The 15,846-nt window shown below is 59.9% G+C and carries 19 protein-coding genes; 11 read left to right on the top strand and 8 right to left on the bottom strand.

The window, feature by feature from the left end; translation table 11 throughout:
* Nucleotides 1-2 precede the first annotated feature (2 nt).
* Genes trbF through C8D77_RS30210 form a run of 4 tightly spaced genes read left to right on the top strand, consistent with a single transcriptional unit; the run spans nt 3 to nt 3,290 of the window.
* Nucleotides 3-686, top strand: coding sequence for a conjugal transfer protein TrbF (gene trbF, locus C8D77_RS30225; protein WP_109671150.1), 684 nt, complete (start codon nt 3-5; stop codon nt 684-686).
* Nucleotides 683-1,822: a P-type conjugative transfer protein TrbG gene (trbG, locus tag C8D77_RS30220; RefSeq protein ID WP_245462985.1), complete on the top strand. Its 1,140-nt coding sequence runs from the start codon at nt 683-685 to the stop codon at nt 1,820-1,822. The genes trbF and trbG overlap by 4 nt, the downstream gene beginning before the upstream one ends.
* Complete coding sequence (locus C8D77_RS30215) at nt 1,819-3,063, top strand: TraB/TrbI/VirB10 family type IV secretion system protein (RefSeq protein WP_109671147.1); 1,245 nt, start codon at nt 1,819-1,821, stop codon at nt 3,061-3,063. Before trbG ends, C8D77_RS30215 begins: the two co-directional genes overlap by 4 nt.
* A 2-nt stretch (nt 3,064-3,065) precedes the next feature.
* Complete coding sequence (locus tag C8D77_RS30210; protein WP_109671145.1) at nt 3,066-3,290, top strand: DUF2274 domain-containing protein; 225 nt, start codon at nt 3,066-3,068, stop codon at nt 3,288-3,290.
* Between the two features lie 159 nt (nt 3,291-3,449).
* Here the strand turns inward: C8D77_RS30210 and C8D77_RS30205 are convergent, their stop codons facing one another.
* Nucleotides 3,450-3,932 (bottom strand): Ros/MucR family transcriptional regulator, encoded by a 483-nt coding sequence (locus C8D77_RS30205; protein WP_109671143.1) that lies wholly within the window; start codon nt 3,930-3,932, stop codon nt 3,450-3,452.
* A gap of 385 nt (nt 3,933-4,317) precedes the next feature.
* On the opposite strand from C8D77_RS30205, the gene C8D77_RS30200 reads away from it, so the two are divergent.
* The 3 genes from C8D77_RS30200 to C8D77_RS30190 all read left to right on the top strand — a co-directional run bounded on the left by C8D77_RS30200 (nt 4,318) and on the right by C8D77_RS30190 (nt 6,802).
* Nucleotides 4,318-4,605 carry a hypothetical protein gene (locus C8D77_RS30200; protein WP_109671141.1) on the top strand — a complete coding sequence of 96 codons (288 nt, stop codon included), beginning with the start codon at nt 4,318-4,320 and terminating at the stop codon, nt 4,603-4,605.
* Nucleotides 4,606-4,727: 122 nt separating this feature from the next.
* On the top strand, nt 4,728-5,777 hold the full coding sequence (locus C8D77_RS30195; RefSeq protein WP_245951918.1) for a GHMP family kinase ATP-binding protein: 1,050 nt from the start codon (nt 4,728-4,730) through the stop codon (nt 5,775-5,777).
* On the top strand, nt 5,774-6,802 hold the full coding sequence (locus tag C8D77_RS30190) for a cysteine synthase family protein (protein WP_109671138.1): 1,029 nt from the start codon (nt 5,774-5,776) through the stop codon (nt 6,800-6,802). The genes C8D77_RS30195 and C8D77_RS30190 overlap by 4 nt, the downstream gene beginning before the upstream one ends.
* A 67-nt stretch (nt 6,803-6,869) precedes the next feature.
* Here C8D77_RS30190 and C8D77_RS30185 read toward each other — a convergent pair whose 3' ends face one another.
* The 6 genes from C8D77_RS30185 to C8D77_RS30160 all read right to left on the bottom strand — a co-directional run bounded on the left by C8D77_RS30185 (nt 6,870) and on the right by C8D77_RS30160 (nt 12,479).
* Nucleotides 6,870-7,601 (bottom strand): amino acid ABC transporter ATP-binding protein, encoded by a 732-nt coding sequence (locus tag C8D77_RS30185; protein WP_109671135.1) that lies wholly within the window; start codon nt 7,599-7,601, stop codon nt 6,870-6,872.
* Nucleotides 7,598-8,254, bottom strand: a complete 657-nt coding sequence (locus C8D77_RS30180) for an amino acid ABC transporter permease (protein WP_109671132.1) — start codon at nt 8,252-8,254, stop codon at nt 7,598-7,600. Before C8D77_RS30180 ends, C8D77_RS30185 begins: the two co-directional genes overlap by 4 nt.
* A 93-nt stretch (nt 8,255-8,347) precedes the next feature.
* Nucleotides 8,348-9,088 (bottom strand): ABC transporter substrate-binding protein, encoded by a 741-nt coding sequence (locus C8D77_RS30175; RefSeq protein WP_245951917.1) that lies wholly within the window; start codon nt 9,086-9,088, stop codon nt 8,348-8,350.
* 154 nt (nt 9,089-9,242) lie between these two features.
* A complete protein-coding gene (locus C8D77_RS30170) occupies nt 9,243-10,322 on the bottom strand; it encodes a pyridoxal-phosphate dependent enzyme (protein ID WP_342770061.1) in 1,080 nt (359 codons plus the stop codon).
* Nucleotides 10,323-10,516: 194 nt separating this feature from the next.
* Nucleotides 10,517-11,710, bottom strand: coding sequence for a M24 family metallopeptidase (locus tag C8D77_RS30165; protein ID WP_109671124.1), 1,194 nt, complete (start codon nt 11,708-11,710; stop codon nt 10,517-10,519).
* On the bottom strand, nt 11,700-12,479 hold the full coding sequence (locus tag C8D77_RS30160) for an IclR family transcriptional regulator (protein WP_245462988.1): 780 nt from the start codon (nt 12,477-12,479) through the stop codon (nt 11,700-11,702). Before C8D77_RS30160 ends, C8D77_RS30165 begins: the two co-directional genes overlap by 11 nt.
* Nucleotides 12,480-12,626: 147 nt before the next feature.
* Here C8D77_RS30160 and C8D77_RS30155 point away from each other — a divergent pair, with 147 nt between their 5' ends.
* Nucleotides 12,627-12,890 carry a helix-turn-helix domain-containing protein gene (locus C8D77_RS30155; RefSeq protein WP_109671118.1) on the top strand — a complete coding sequence of 88 codons (264 nt, stop codon included), beginning with the start codon at nt 12,627-12,629 and terminating at the stop codon, nt 12,888-12,890.
* Nucleotides 12,891-12,927: 37 nt separating this feature from the next.
* On the opposite strand, the gene C8D77_RS30150 is transcribed toward C8D77_RS30155, so the two are convergent.
* On the bottom strand, nt 12,928-13,152 hold the full coding sequence (locus C8D77_RS30150; RefSeq protein WP_109671115.1) for a helix-turn-helix domain-containing protein: 225 nt from the start codon (nt 13,150-13,152) through the stop codon (nt 12,928-12,930).
* 127 nt (nt 13,153-13,279) lie between these two features.
* On the opposite strand from C8D77_RS30150, the gene C8D77_RS30145 reads away from it, so the two are divergent.
* The 3 genes from C8D77_RS30145 to C8D77_RS30135 all read left to right on the top strand — a co-directional run bounded on the left by C8D77_RS30145 (nt 13,280) and on the right by C8D77_RS30135 (nt 15,691).
* Nucleotides 13,280-14,026, top strand: a complete 747-nt coding sequence (locus C8D77_RS30145; protein ID WP_109671113.1) for a helix-turn-helix transcriptional regulator — start codon at nt 13,280-13,282, stop codon at nt 14,024-14,026.
* A 72-nt stretch (nt 14,027-14,098) separates the two neighbouring features.
* On the top strand, nt 14,099-14,734 hold the full coding sequence (locus C8D77_RS30140; RefSeq protein ID WP_109671192.1) for an acyl-homoserine-lactone synthase: 636 nt from the start codon (nt 14,099-14,101) through the stop codon (nt 14,732-14,734).
* Between the two features lie 63 nt (nt 14,735-14,797).
* Entirely contained in the window at nt 14,798-15,691 is an 894-nt protein-coding gene (locus C8D77_RS30135) for a LysR family transcriptional regulator (RefSeq protein ID WP_109671110.1), read from the top strand.
* The last annotated feature ends 155 nt before the right edge of the window (nt 15,692-15,846 follow it).

Genomic DNA, 15,846 nt, shown 5'->3' with positions numbered 1-15,846 from the left:
GCATGTTCAAACGACCGTCCACGCATTACGGCAGATCCCCACAGCCCGAGACGCCCTACCAACGCGCTGCCCAGGTCTGGGACGAGCGCATCGGTTCGGCTCGCGTGCAAGCGCGCAATTGGCGTATCATGGCCTTCGGTTGCCTGGCGCTCGCCGCCGGGGTCTCCACTGCACTCATCTGGCAGTCCGCTAATGGTTCGATCGTGCCCTGGGTGGTGCAGGTCGATCGTCTCGGCCAGGCGCAGGCTGTGGCGCCGGCGGTCGCCGACTATCAGCCCAACGATCCGCAGGTTGCTTTCTACCTGGCGCACTTCATCGAACAGGTGAGGTCGATCCCCGCCGATCCGATCATCCTGCGGCAGAACTGGCTGCGCGCCTATGACTTCACGACACAAGGCGGGGCGCTGGCGCTCAACGACTATGCGCGCGGCAATGACCCGTTCACCAAGGTCGGCAAACAGCAGGTTGCCGTCGACGTCTCGTCGGTCATCCGCGCATCCCCAGTGAGCTTCCGCACCGCCTGGGTCGAACGCCGCTATCAAGACGGATCACTCGCTTCCACGGATCGCTGGTCCGCCATTCTCACCATTGTCGTGCAGCCCCCGCGCGACGCCGACACGCTGAGGAAGAACCCGCTCGGCATCTACATCAACGCCGTCAACTGGTCGAAGGAGCTTGGACAATGACGCCCGCACCCTGCAAAGCCACCCACTGGGGATGTCCAACGTTCCTCATCCACGCAGTGCCGGCCTTCCGCAAGATAGCCTTTCCAGCACTTCTGCTTTGCACTTCGGCGCTTGCAGGCTGTGCCACCAGGCAGAAGCCGCCGGAGATTTCCTATGACGATCCGATCCCGGCCGTGCAGGCCGTCGATCCGCCCGCGCCCGTCAAGGTGGTCGAGCTGTCAAAGCCGCTACCGCTTCCCGGTCAGTTGAAGCCGGTCGGGAGGGACGCGAAGCCCCAGCCGGAACCGACCGATCCGACGGCGCGCGTGAATCTCGCCAACGCCGCCGCGCGCATCCAGCCTGTCCGCAATGGCTTCATCAACTCGATGCAGGTCTATCCCTTCATCGATGGCGCGCTCTATCAGGTCTATGCCTCGCCTGGGCAGATCACCGACATCGCCCTGCAACCCGGCGAACAACTCGTCGGCTCCGGTCCCGTCGCCGCTGGCGACACTGTGCGCTGGATCATCGGCGATACCGAGAGCGGTATTGGTGGGACCACGCAAGTCCACATCCTCGTCAAACCGACGCGGGCGGAGCTGACAACCAATCTCGTCATCAACACCGATCGGCGCACCTATCACATGGAACTGCGCTCGACACCGTCGACCTATATGGCATCGGTTTCCTGGCAATACCCGCAGGACCAGCTGATCGCCTTGCGCCGTCAGAACCAGCAGGCTGAGGCCGCGCAGCCGGTCTCGACAGGCATCGATCTGTCGCGCGTCAATTTCCGCTACGAGGTGACAGGCGATCGCGCACCGTGGCGCCCGCTACGCGCCTTCGACGATGGCAGGCAGGCGTTCATCGAGTTCCCGCGGGGCATCGGTCAGGGCGAGATGCCGCCACTCTTCGTGGTCGGGCCGGAAGGCGACACGTCCGAGCTGGTGAACTATCGCGTGCGCGGCAACTACATGATCGTCGACCGGTTGTTTGCCGCCGCCGAGTTGCGGTTCGGCGCCGGCAAGAACCAGCAGCGCATCCGCATCTCCCGCACCGATGGGGTGGGGAGCAGTCGATTTTCATGGATGCGTGGCCCTGGTGAGACCCCTCGCGCCACGAACCTGCGAGGAGACAGCGGAGGGTCGCCATCATGAGCGAAGGATTGGATCCCGGGAAGGAAGAGGGCCGGGGGCCGGTGGAGGACGCGTGGCCGGAGGCCCTGGCCGATAATGGTTCCTTGCCGTTGACCGGCGAGCCGGCCGCGGCCATGCGGCTGCGCGCCGAGCCGCCGCGCGTAACACGTGTGTCTCGCAAGGCGCTTGCCGGATTGGGGCTCGCGGCAAGCCTCGCTGTCGGCGGTGCGCTGATTTACGCGCTTCAGAACCGTCAGCAAGGCCAGGGGCAGGAGCTGTATTCGACCGACAATCGTTCGACGCCCGATGGGCTCGCGGGCCTGCCGAAGGACTATGCGGGCATTCCCAAGCTTGGCCCGCCGCTTCCCGGCGATCTCGGCCGCCCGATCCTCGCCGCACAGAATAGCGGCCCCGCCCTGTCGACAGGCCCCGTGGGACCGGACCCGGAGGAGCAGCGCCGGGAGCAGGAACTGGAAGCGGCGAGGACCGCGCGACTGTTTGCGTCCACGCAAACGCGGCCCGCAAGTGACGCGACCGTCGCTCGGCCTGGGACAGACGCCACGCCACGGCCCGACCTCTCCAACCTTGGCCTTGCGCCGCAGCCAGCGACGCCCTCGGCGCAGGACCGCCAGCGCGCATTCCTCGATCAGCCGCCGGACAAACGCACCGTCTCACCTGATCGCGTCGTGGCGCCGGTGTCGAAAAACGTCCTGCAGGCTGGCGCGGTCATCGCGGCCGCCCTCATCACCGGCATTCGCTCCGACCTGCCGGGCCAGATTACCGCCCAGGTGACGGAGAATGTCTATGACAGCCCCACCGGCCACGTCCTTCTCGTTCCGCAGGGGACGCGCCTCATCGGCCAGTATGACAATGGCGTCGGCTTCGGCCAGCGTCGCGTGTTGCTGGTCTGGACCAGGCTGATTTTTCCCAACGGCCGATCCTTCGTTCTGGAACGTGAACCTGGCGCGGACGCCGAGGGCTATGCTGGCCTCGAGGATGGCGTCGATTATCATTGGGGCGAGCTGTTCAAGGCTGCAGCACTTTCCACGGTTCTGAGCATCGGGGCGCAAGCAGGCTCATCGAGCCAGGAGAGCGACATCACGCGCGCTCTGCGCCAGGGTGCTTCCGACAGCATCAGCCAGACAGGTCAGCAGATCGTCCAGCGGCAGCTCAACATAGCGCCGACGCTCACCATCCGACCGGGATTCCCGGTGCGCGTTATCGTCACGCGCGATCTCGTGCTTGAACCTTACGGAGGCTGAAAATGACCAAGCTGAAACTTGGGCCAATCGCCGACGATAAACCTGTTAAGGTGATGGTGGAACTCCCCGCTTCATTACATCGTGACCTGACCGCTTACGCCGAAATCCTCGGCCGCGATGCGGGGCAAAGGCCCACCGATGCGCCGCGCCTCATCGTTGCGATGTTGGCGCGGTTCATGGCGACGGATCGAGGCTTCGCCAGGGCAAGGCGTTCGGAGGGTGGTTGAAGGCAGGACCACTGAAGCAAACCGGGTCAGTGGCGCCTCCCAGAGTCACGGCGTGATTTCAGAAAATCGCGCCTTCCTGCGTTGACGGGGAAACACGGAGATGCCGGCCGCCGCTGCCGTCTCAGACAAACCATCCGCTATCGGCGACAGTCCCGGACGTCAGGTCGTCTTGATGCCGATTTTGCGGCGCTTCGCCGGTGCCGGCGCGGGCGGCGCCTCGGGTTCAGGTGCCGCGGCCTTCCGTCCCAGACCGATCGCCTTCGCCAGCCGAGACCGCTCAGCGGCGTAGTTCGGAGCAACCATCGGATAATCGGACGGCAGGCTCCATTTTGAGCGATACGCATCCGGCGTGAGATTATAGTGGGTGCCGATGTGCCGCTTGAGCGATTTGAACTTCTTGCCGTCTTCAAGGCAGATGATGAAGTCCGGCATCACCGATTTCTTGATCGGGACAGCGGGTGCGGACTTCTCTTCCGGCTGGGTTTGAGGTGCTCCCTGCAGCTTGCTGACCGCTGCATAGGTATCAGAAATCACGCGAGCGAGTTCGGACACCGGAAGCGGGTTGTTGCTGACATAGGCGGACACGATGTCGGCGGTCATCGCCAGCAAATCTGCGCCGGACTCTGTAAGATCTTCAGGCATTTGGTCAACCCTCTCAAGTGCTCTCAGTGTCTGTGGCCCCCGCCTGTGTCAGTGACCTCGCTACAGGAAAGCGCACCGGTTGCACAAGACCGGAAATCGCAGCCGACGAACCCAAGAGACACCGACGTCATTCACATCCGCCGAAGTGCAAGGCGGAACTATCGATACTAACCACTCGCCTGAAGCCTGCCTAGGCGCACCTCAACCCATGGAAGTCAGCCGTGAACCTTGGCGATAGAATCGAGAAAGAAAGAGAGCTCGTTGCTGCCGTCGTTTGATCGCGAAAGCTCAATTCGTTCGACGCCTTTGGTGAAGCATTCGTCGCTGCTCGGAAGATCGTCGAGGCCTTCCCTAAGCCTCTAAATACCCAGCGCGGCAAACCGCCGTGTCGCAGGCCCTCGTCGGCTATACCGCGGCAAAACGGGAGGAGGAGGCGGCCGCAAAGGAGGAACAGAAACTTGCCGCCGGCTTATGGGGCGCGCCGGCGCAGTCCAATCCGGGTGTCTGCGCGAAACTGGCGGTCATGCTCGAAACAGGGCAATCGTGCGAGGATTGTTCCGAATTCCCCTGGCCGCAACTTCGTGTCGCACTGTCGGATCTGATGCGCTTGGGCGATATCGCGGACCTCCCAGCGCCTGGCGTCGCCGTTAGCACTCCCGATATCGGAGACTGACGAAGGCGTCGCGCTCCCGCTCCGGCTCAAGGCGCATCTGCGAGTAGCCGTCCCTGAATCGCCGATGCTCTCGGGTAAGCCACCAGCGTTCAAATTTGCACCAAGTAAAATACCTAGAATTGGTGAAAGACGAACGCTGGCAGTCCAAAGCATTATTCGGCGATGCCTCCAGCGAAGGAGATGTCGTGATGTCGAAACTCGACAAAGGCAAGGGCAAATCCATTTTCGGGAAAATTATCGCGGATGCGGAAGGCAAGCGGCGTCGCCCGCTTTCCGTGGGTACAGCTCGGGCTAGCGCCCACCACGGCGAGCTTTTGCAAGGCGTTTTTGAGGACGGGGAGGGGCGTCTTCACAGGGGCCTCGTCACGCTTCCGCTGCCTTCGCAAGAATCGACGGTCACTTTCTGGCCACGAAAGGAGGGTGGCATCCGAACGCGTCCAGAGAGCAGGACCAAGGCAGCTCGGGCCGCGGAACTGACGCTTGGTCACTTGGGCCTAGGCGGACAGGGTGGCGATCTCACGATCGAGAGCGCGATCTTGATCGGACACGGCTACGGCTCATCCACGGCCGACGTGACAGCCACGATCCGCGCCGTTGCCGCTTCCGCAGGAACGACACTTCGTCAGTCAACGGTTGCCCGATTGGCGGTAGCGGCTGAAGGCGCCAGCGATGCCATAGCTTACCAGGATCAGGCGATCCTCTTTGCGCACCGGGAAGGCCGTCCAATCGAACATTTCGGCGGAGAATTTCCGCCTCTTTTCGTTGTTGGGTTCCGCGGCGCCGCGGACCAGCCCGTAGACACTCTGGGGATGCGCCGAGCCCGCTATGACAGCGAGGAAATCGAGACGTTTCGGGCGCTTCGAGGTTTGGCTCATCGTTCTGTCCGGCTGCAGGATCCGATGTTGCTTGGTCGGGTTGCGACGGTGAGCGCTTGCATAAGCCAGAGACATTTGCCCAAGGCCCATTTTGATACGGTGCTTGCATTGTCTCAGTGGTTTGGCGCCTGCGGAGTTCAGGTCGCGCACAGCGGCACTTTGATCGGCATCCTCCTGGATGCGAACGCGCCAAAGGCCGCTTTGCGTGCCGGTGAAATCGCGAAGACAGCGACCGACACAGGTTTCGCCGATGTTCAGATGTTTTCGCTCAACGCGGAAGGTGCGGTGCTCCAATGACGCAAGATGGAGATTACCTGCGTGCCTTCGAAACGCCGCGGTTCGCAAGGCTTGCGCCCAATCTGAACGCAGCCTGTTTCTCGCTGATGAAGCTGATGCCGGCGCGTTTCATGGTCGATCGTGCGGAAGCCACCGGCGGCATTGCGCGAGGCGGCCATATTGTCGAAACGACATCCGGCACTTTCGGCCTCGCCATTGCTATGCTGGCCGCCGCCCGCGGCTATGGTCTTACGCTTGTTACCGCCTCAAGCCTGATCGACATCAAGCTCACGCGGCGCCTCGAGCAGCTGGGGGCAAAAGTCGTGGCGATTGCCGATCCGAAGGGAGACGGCAATCAACCTGGCCGTCTTGACCATCTTCAGCAGATCCTGTTGCAACAGCCAGGTACCTATTGGCCGCGGCAATACGACAGTCCCGACAACCGGCTTGCCTATGCGCGCCTTGCCGACATGGTGGTGCGTTCCTTTGGCCGGATTGACTGCCTGGTTGGCTGTGTGGGGACGGGGGGATCCCTGTGCGGTACCGGTGGTTTTCTACGCGAGCTGTTTCCAGAAATCCGGATCGTGGCGGTCGATACGCACAGGAGCATCCTTTTCGGCCAGCCTGTCGGGCGGCGTATGCTGCGTGGGCTGGGCAACAGCGTCCTTCCGCAGAACGTCAGGCACGACATGATCGATGAGGTTCACTGGGTGGGGGCCTTGCCAGCCTATGCAAAGTCTCATGAGCTGTTTCGAACGCATGGCGTTTTCATGGGGCCGACGAGCGGGGCAGCCGCTTTGGTCGCCGATTGGTTTGCCCGAAAGAACCCCGGAGCAGCCACCGTCGCAATCATGCCTGATGAGGGGCATCGCCACGCCGACACAGTCTACAACGAGGATTGGCTCGCCACCTTGCAGGGCTGGCCTCTGGCGTTGCCCCTTGAGCCAACCCACATCGACCAGATCAGACCCGCCGCGGAGACTGCCTGGACGCGATTTTCGTGGAACCGGCGAACGTTGCAATCGGTGCTGAGAGATCAGGCATGATCGCGACAGCGATTGTTGGGAAGCTGCGGGAGCCCCATCGGCTTCAAGGGCCACCTGTCTTTGATTCTCACATGGGGTGCGTCACGCGCCGCAGAAAATCACGGGTACGGTCATGCTTCGGATCGCGAAGGATCTCCCCGGCGGGACCTTGCTCAACGATGCGACCTCCATCGAGGAAGAGCACTCTATCGGATACTTCGCGGGCGAACTGGATTTCGTGCGTGACCACGAGCATCGTCATGTCTTCGTCGGCAAGGACACGCATCACCTGCAGCACCTCGCCCACCATCTCCGGGTCGAGAGCAGATGTGGGCTCGTCGAAGAGAATGGCCTGCGGCCGCATTGCCAGGGCGCGTGCGATGGCAACGCGCTGCTGTTGGCCACCGGACAGCGACGAGGGATATGAATTGGTCTTTTCCGCGAGTCCCACACGGTTCAGAAGCGCCATGGCCCGCTCACGGACCTCTTGCCTGTCTTCCTTCAACACATAGACGGGGCCCTCCATGACGTTCTCCAGGGCCGTGCGATGCGGAAACAGGTTAAACTTTTGAAAGACCATCGATACACGGGTGCAGATTGAGTGGAGGTCTGGCGAGGCCGCGTCGACAACGACGCCGTCGATGCTGATGCGACCGCGCTGGTAGTCTTCCAGCCCGTTTACACAACGCAGAAGTGTCGACTTGCCCGATCCCGATGGACCTATCAGGCATACGACCTGACCCTTGGCGATTTCTGCATCTATACCTCTGAGAACTTCGTGGCGGCCGAACGATTTATGCACGTTGTCAAACGCAATCATCCCGCCTGCTCCATGTGGATCTCAACGCGCCGCATAAGGAAATTCAAAGGGATCGTCAGGCAAAGATAGAGAGCGGCTACAAGGGTAAAGACGGTCATATTGTCGAAGGTTGACGATGCCAGCATCTTTCCCTGCATGGTCAGTTCCTGCACCGAGATAACCGACACAAGCGATGAATCTTTTAGGAGCATCACCATGTTGTTGGCGTACGGGGGCAACACGATCCGCAATGCCTGTGGAAGCACGACACGGCGCATCATCAAAGGCCGGCGCATGCCGATCGATTTTGCTGCTTCAATCTGTCCCTTGTCGACTGCTTCAATTCCGGCCCGGAACGTTTCGCCAAGATAGCAAGAATGGGCCAGACCCAGACCGAGCACGCCAGCCTGGAGCGCGGTCAGGTTGATGCCTATGTCGGGTGCGACGAAGTAGATATAAAACAACACGACCAACAGCGGGATGCCGCGCAGGAACTCAACGAGAAAGCGCGCCGGGACGGAGAGGGAGCTGATTCCTGACGTTCTCATTATCGCCCACACCAGCCCCAGAGCTGTCGCAAGACATAATGCAAGCGTCGTGGTCAGCACCGTCAGCCAGACACCGCGAAGTAGAATGGGCAGATATTCTGTTGCGTTTGTAACGAATGTGCTCATGGCCTGCCTTTCCGAATACCGAGTTTCACCTCCCAGATCAGCGTTCGGTCTGATCGACCAATTGGCTGTCCCATCGCTGGCGGATGGATCGCCTCAAAGGCCATATTTGGACAGGATTTTCGCCAGTTCGCCGTTCTTCTCAAACTTGGCTATCGAAGTGTTCACCTCGTTCAAAAGCTGCGAATTGTTCTTGGCCACCGCCAGGGCAACCTTACCCTCGTTCAACGGTCGATAGCCGCCTACAAGACGAACACCAAGCTTGGGATTTCGCGAAATCTGGTACGCCACGATGGGCCTGTCGCCGAAGCCAGCCTTGATGCGCCCTAGAACGACGTCACGCATCATGTCGGCGATCGAGTCATAAAGCTTTACCTGGCCGAACACGCCTAACGCCTGCAAGGCGTCGGCATATGTCGAGCCGATTTGTGCGCCGACATCCTGGCCCTTGAGTTGATCGATCGTATAATCATTGCTGTCGCCAGCGGCGACAAACATCGCTTCCCCATAGGCGTAGACCGGAATGCTGAAGTCGATAATTTCCTGGCGCTTGGCGGTCACGAACATGCTGGCGGAGATGAGGTTGATCTTGCCGGTCGTCAGTGCGGGGATCAGAGCAGGAAAGGCATTGATCTGAAATTGGACATCCGCTCCGATGTCCGCCGCGATGGCCGTGGCAAGGTCGACCATCGCACCAGTTGGCTTTTGCGTTGCTGCATCAACGAATGTGAATGGCACTCCGGTAGGGGTTATTCCGACGGTAATTGTTTCCTTTGCCATAGCAGTGGCGGCGATAAAAATTGCTGCTATGCAGGGGATGATAAATCTCGAAATCACAGAACTTCTCCCTGTTTGTAGTGGCTGATTTGTTGCCGGCATCAGTTGCGCCCTTTCAAGCCGACCCTGTGTTTGGTCTGCTCGGATGCAACGAATGGATGCCCTGATCCGGCATGCGCCATTGATGCAGCAAGATCGTCCGGCTGAGATTGAATCAGGCGGCTTCATATCGCGAGGAACTGTGGTCCTCGTCTTTAAGCAAATGCTCCCAGGCTTCTCCGGCAGTTCCAAACACGGGCTGCCGATCTTCCGGCACTGTCGACCGATCGAGATCCTTCAGGCCACTTGCCGTGATGATCGCAACCACGCGATCGGAAGAGACGATGATCCCCTGCCGCCTCAGAGTTTCAATCGCTGCGAGAGGCGTGACCGAAGCAAGCTCGGCAAAGATACCCTCGCTGGCCGCCAGTTGTCGCTGCAGGTCAATAAGCCCGGGGTTGCCGACGCGTACAGCGGTGCCGCCCGAAAGACGAAGCGCTCGCAACGCCTGGAAGGTACTTCGCGTGGTTCCCATCGACACTGCCAGCGTTTCGAACGCGGCCGGAGCTTCCGCAATCAAGTCTGTCTTGTTGGCGAGCGCTTCAGACAGGGAGCCATGTATCTCGGCGGCAGCAAGGCGAGGAATGCGTTCGATTTTTCCCTGCTCGAGAAGGTCGGTGAAACCTTGGAACAGTCCTGCAAGGGCATCGCCGTAGCAGACCGGCAAGACGCACCAATCAGGCATCGAGCCATGCGTCTGCTCGAAGATCTCATAGGCAAGTGTCTTGTAACCCTCTATCCCCGCGGGATGGCTGCCAACGACCGGTGCCTGAAATGGCGAGGTGGCAAACCATCCAAGGCGCTCGACGCCTGCCGCGAGCAAAGGCCAGCGTTGGGATTTGTCGGCCATTGGGACAATTTTGGCACCATATTTCTTGATCTGCGCCAGCATCGCGCCGGCGGTTCCCGCGAATGTGACGACGACGCATCGCAAACCTGCCCGTGCGGCGTAGGCGGCAAGTGAGGCGCCGGCGTTTCCCGAGGAGGCCGTGGCAATAACCCGCGCCCCGGCTAAACGCGCCATTGATACCGCGACGGTCGAGAAACGATCCTTGTGAGACCATGTCGGGTTTCGACCTTCGTCCTTGATAAGAAGATTTTGAACGCCAAGCGCGCTGCCTATCGTCGTCGCAGGCAGGAGCGGTGTCAGACCCTCGCCAAGGGATATTGCGTCTCTGGACGCGCAAGGAAGCATGTCCGCGTAACGCCACAATGAAGGAAGCTGGTTTTGCGGTGTCTCACCGTGAGGTGCGAGCGTCTGACAATTGTAAGCCACTCTCAGATTGGCAGGCGCGACGGAAACACAAATGGGGCAGCCTCGGGAGTCAATCCGTAGATCGGGAGGAAAGACGGTGCCGCACCGAATGCAGGAAAATCCTGTGGCGCGGCTCATAGCGGCACCGCGATGATTTCGCCGTCTGTTGCCATCAATCGCTCGACGCCACCAGATCGAACGACGAGCATATCCTCGACCTGCAGGCCCCATCGACCGATTTCGTAGTAGGGCGTCTCCACGCATAGGACCATTCCCTCTTCGAGAACCTCACTGCTGTTCGATGAAAGCGTCGGCGCGTCATAACCATCAAGGCCGATGCCGTGGCCAACATGGTCGCGCCTGTAATGCGGAATTCCTTCGCGCTGAACGACGCGCATGACTTCGCCGAAAACATGCGATGCGGCGATGCCCGGTCGGATGATCTCGCAGGCGTGTTGGACTCCGCGCAGCAAGGCCCGGTGAAGGCGCCGGGCCTCAGGAGGAGGCTCGCCCAATGTTGCGATGCGGGCAACGTCGGCGCGGTAATGGTGAAATCGACCACCGACGTCAAAGCGTATGATCTCACCGATGCGCAACCTGCGATCAGATGGCTGAACGTTCATGAGCGCGCTGCGCTCGCCAAAACCGATGCATCCCAGGACCGGGAACGCGCCATCTTCGATGGTCTGGACATGAAACGCGCGCGCGAGATCAAGTTCGGTCGCGCCTACCTTGGCAACACCAAGCGCGGCCTCGATCGAACGTTCGGCAATTCGAGCGACCTGTCTCAGCCGATCGATCTCGTGATCCGTCTTGACCGCGCGAACTTCGCGCAGCAGCGCCGCCGCCGGCGTGATTTTGACGTTTGGCAAACGTGCCGCCAATGCCTCCAGATGTCCGCTTGCAAGGCCGGTTTCGTCAATGCCGATATGACCATTTCCAAGGCGTGCCTCCTCCAAACCCGCCACGAGGGCAGCTATGGCATCTCGGTGTGGCGGCAACCTGCGAAGCTGGAGGTGTTCCTGGCCCACTGGATCGCCGACCGCATTGGGGCTGAGCTCTGCATGGAACTCTCCAAAGCGGCGAACCTTCGCAGCACCCACGTCTTGGTCGGCAACGAGATCAAGCGTGCTTGTGCTGGTAATGATTTCTGGCGCACCCCGGTTGGAGGCGGGCCACACCACATAGGCTTGCGGACCACGGCGAATCCATTGGGGAAGGGCCCAGAATCCGCTCATGTAAGTAACGTTTTCCGGCGCCGTCGCCACGACTGCATCCAACCCGGCGTCAGTCATCCGTTGCCGTAGCCTTGGTTCGTTAAGCAGCATGACTGGGATCCTCGGTCTGATGGCTGGTGGCGCCGCGATAGCCAAGGCTGGCGGAAATTCGGGTGGCGGCTGCCATGACCGTCTCGCCTACCTCGGCGATTTCGACGTGCGGCCCGACCGAGCGGGGATAGGCTACGCTTATTCCTGCAACAATTGCGCGCGACGCGTCGCGAACTGGCGCGCCGATCGCAATCAGACCGGCAAAATTCTCGTCAATCGACGTGGTGTAACCGATGCCTTCCGAGGCATTGATCTGGACCACGAGCTTGCTGGTCTCGGTGACGGTTCTTGGCGTCAGGCGCTCGAGCGGGCCTTCCCCCAGAACCCCGATGACGTCCTTGGCGCTCAATTCCATCAACAGGGCTTTGCCAAGCGCCGTGGAGTGCAGGGGGAAGGTCTCACCCGGAGAGGATCGAATGACGACCGGGCTTTTGCTCTGTACGGTCAGGAGATAGAGGCCGCGATCGCCCCGCCTCACGGCGAGGAACGCATTGAAGCAACCTTCAGCGGCCAAGGCCTGGAGTTCTGTCTCCGCCAAGCCAATGAGGCGGTCCTTGCGCAGAATGTACCGCGCCAGTGCCAGAACAGAATGCCCAAGCCGGTAGCGCCGCGACTCCGCAATCTGCTCGACATAGCCATATGAGGCGAGCGTGTTCAGGGCGCGCTGCACTGCCGCAGCGCTCTGGTCGAGACGGCGGGAAAGGTCGCGCACACCAATCGGCTCATCCGTATCCTTGAGCAGATCCAGTACAGCGAGGCCGCGCTCCAACGAAAGATTGCCTGTCACAGAGTGTTCCTTATATAGGAATGATGTTCCGATTTGTGACATTTAAAGCAGCAAAGCTCGCAGCCGTCAACGACGAATGTGCACTATAGTGTGTCGTCCTAAAGTGTGCGTCATGGCGACCATGCCGCCATGGATCTACGTGTGGTTGTTGGCCTCAACGTACAGAGGATTCGGCGGCAACAAGCGCTGTCCCAGGAGGAACTTTCGTTCCGATCTGGCTTCACGCGCTCGTATCTGAGCGGCCTTGAAGCGGGGCGCCGTAACCCCACCATCCTCTCACTTGAAAAGATCGCCAGCGCGCTGGGCGCAAGCGTCGAAGATCTCATTCATCGTCCGGTGAAAGACACCAAAGCGCGCGACAGGGCGGTTGCTGATGGTGACGGAGAAGCGTAAACCGGTTTCCTGACCTGTTATAGCCCTCCGAAGACGCTCAAGCGCGTCGTGGGATGCTGCGCCGGATCAGGATTTCGACATCGACTTGAAGCGCCAGCGCCAGGACTTCCATGGTGTCCACGGTCGGCGAGTTCTCTTCGCGCTCGAGCTTGCCGACATAGTTGCGATCAAGCCCGGCAAGATCGGCGAGTTGCTCCTGCGACAAGCTCGTCGCTTGTCGAAGCAACCTCAGATTGCGGGCAAAAACCGACCTCAGCCTCATCGGGTGAGGCAGTCAGACCGTTCTCTTTAGTGCCACCTATTATAGTAATCAAACGTAGCGACACGGCTTGCGATCGAGCGGAAGTCACGTATTTTTTGCCAACTCAACATGTCGGGACGATCTCGAGATGGCGAAGACAGCTCAGTCCGTACTGCGGCACGATATCGTCGAAATCTTTGAAGCCACCGCGCTCATGGATAGCGCCATGAGCATCAAGGAAATCATCAGGCAATTGCGCGCGCGCATCCAAAATTATGGCTACGTGGCCTGTCTCATCACCAATTTGCCGAACCCGAGCACGGGCGCGCTGGATGAACATATCCTGGTCAACGGTTGGCCAGCCGATTGGTACAACCATTATATGACCGCAAAGCACTATCGTCATGATCCATGCGCTGCCTTGTGTCGAACCGCGATGGCGCCATTTCTCTGGAGCGACGTTTCCCGAGGTCGGACCGACGCAAACGCGCGGCGCGTGATGGACGAGGCTGCGGAGTTTGGTCTGCGGCAAGGAATCTGCATACCGATCCAATGCCCGTCTGGTGAAAACGCTGCCGTAACGCTTGCAGGCAGCGAGCTTGACTTGACGCCCTCGGCGCGCTGCACCGTTCACGCTCTTGCCCGTCATGCCTATTCAGCTGCCCATCGGCTTGTCGGCGGTTTGCGCAAGCACAAGCAGAGACTCTCCAAACGCGAATGTGAAATTCTGCAATGGGTCGCGGCGGGGAAGACGGCTTGGGAAGTCTCGAGAATCCTCTGCATTTCGGCGTGCACGGTCAACACACATCTACGCAACGTCAGACAAAAGCTCGACACGGCCAACATAGTGCAGGCAATCGTTGAGGCGGTTCGCAGGCATGAAATCCAGCTTTGAACCATCGTCAGATCTGAGTATGGCGCCAGCGGGAGGCGCATGGTCCTTGTTCGCATCCATCAGGGTCCAGCTATGTTCAAGGTTCACGTCGTTGATGCCGCAAACTGCGTGGCTTATCAGGAGCAACTCGATCAGTACTTCCAGCTACGCCATCAGATCTACGTAGGCGAGCGTGGCTGGCAAGCGCTGAAGCGTCCCGACGGCCGGGAGATTGACGCATTTGATACGGTGGATGCGACCCATCTTCTCGGTATCACGGCCGCAGGTCAGGTCGTCGCGGGTTCCAGGCTGATCCCAAGTCTTAAACCTCATTTAATGAGCGAGGTTTTCCCGCAACTGGTGAACGGTCGCGCACAACGCGGCAAGAATATTTTTGAATGGACTCGCTTCTTCGTCGCTCGTCATTTGCGCGAAGCCGGGCGCTCCTCTCAGGCCGCCGGTGTCATCTGCTGTGGCGTCGTGGAGTTATGCCTTCAACGCCATATCCGCCATTTGACTATCGTCTGCGAAGATTATTGGCACGAGCGTTTTGCCTCGATTGGCTGGAATCCGAAGCGACTTGGTCCCGCGAAAGAATGCGACGGCATGTCGATTATAGGGATCATGGTGGACATCTCGCCCGCAGTCCTTACGACCACGCGCCAGATCTATCGAATAGGGGGAACTGTCCTTTGCGACGACGAGCCGATTAAGCCGGTTGCTGAATGACTGATCAGAACCGTGGGTCAAACAGGCAAACTGCAAGCAAAGCCTTCAAACGGCTGGTCGTGGATGCGCAAAATTGAGCACCGCCATCTCCGTTACGCAATCGCGGCGGCAGACCTCGGCAGTTTTCGGCAGACCGCGACAAAATTCAATATCCGGCAGTCCGCCATCAGCCGACGCATTCGGGATTTGGAGAACCAGCTCGGTGCGACCCTATTCGATCGAAGCACAAGTGGTGTTGTGCCCACGGCGGTAGGTCGGGCGTTTCTTGAACGGGCTCGTGCATCCCTTATGCAACTTAACGAAGCGGCAGACATAGCGGCCGAGTCCGGAAGGGGGATGCTTCGGATCGGTTTCGATGCTTCATGCGGCGCAAGCTTTGTCACCGCGCTGCTCGGTCGTTTCGTGTCGGGGCATCGTCGCGCTCAGCCTGTCTTGGTTGAAGCCGACGTACAGGATCTACTAGCCGGGATTCGAGCGCGGCGCCTCGACGTGGCGTTGCTGACGGGTTGGTCCGAAGTGCCTGGCTGCAATGTCATCCAGCTTTGGCTGGATCGAGTAGTTGCTGTTCTGCCAGAGAACAATAGTTTGGCGCGCAAGGAGAAGATTCATTGGGGGGATTTGATGGAGATGAGCTTTCTTGGCGGACAAGGTGACATCGGAACAGTAATCCACGAGTGTCTGACCCGTGGATCGTCAGATACGGGATACGACCCGAAAGTTGAGCATCTTTCCGTGGGCAGAGACATGTTGATTGGAATGGTAAGTTTAGGCAGGGGGTTTAGTCTGACAACGCAATCGATGCCGGAGTGGCGATCTGCTGGGGTAGTCTACCGTCCGATTTTCGCGCCCGGAGCTGAATTGCCTTTCAACGCAGTCACATCCAATCTGAACGATACACAAGCTCTGCGAAGTTTCTTGCGGATGGCATTCCTTGCCCGCACCTCGACAGGACACTAGAGAAAGAACCTTTTAGGTGGGATGCGCCCAGGCCCAGAACCAACTTTGCGATAGCAGTGCAACCGGGCCCGTCTTTCCCGCGACATCAATGCAGCGAGCGGTCTTTCGCTCGGCGTAACCCCATCAAATGGAGTAACGTTATCTGTTGCGCCTCC

Source organism: Mesorhizobium loti, from assembly GCF_003148495.1.
Taxonomy (GTDB): Bacteria; Pseudomonadota; Alphaproteobacteria; order Rhizobiales; family Rhizobiaceae; genus Mesorhizobium; species Mesorhizobium loti.
This window is presented reverse-complemented; position numbering and strand designations above follow the sequence as displayed.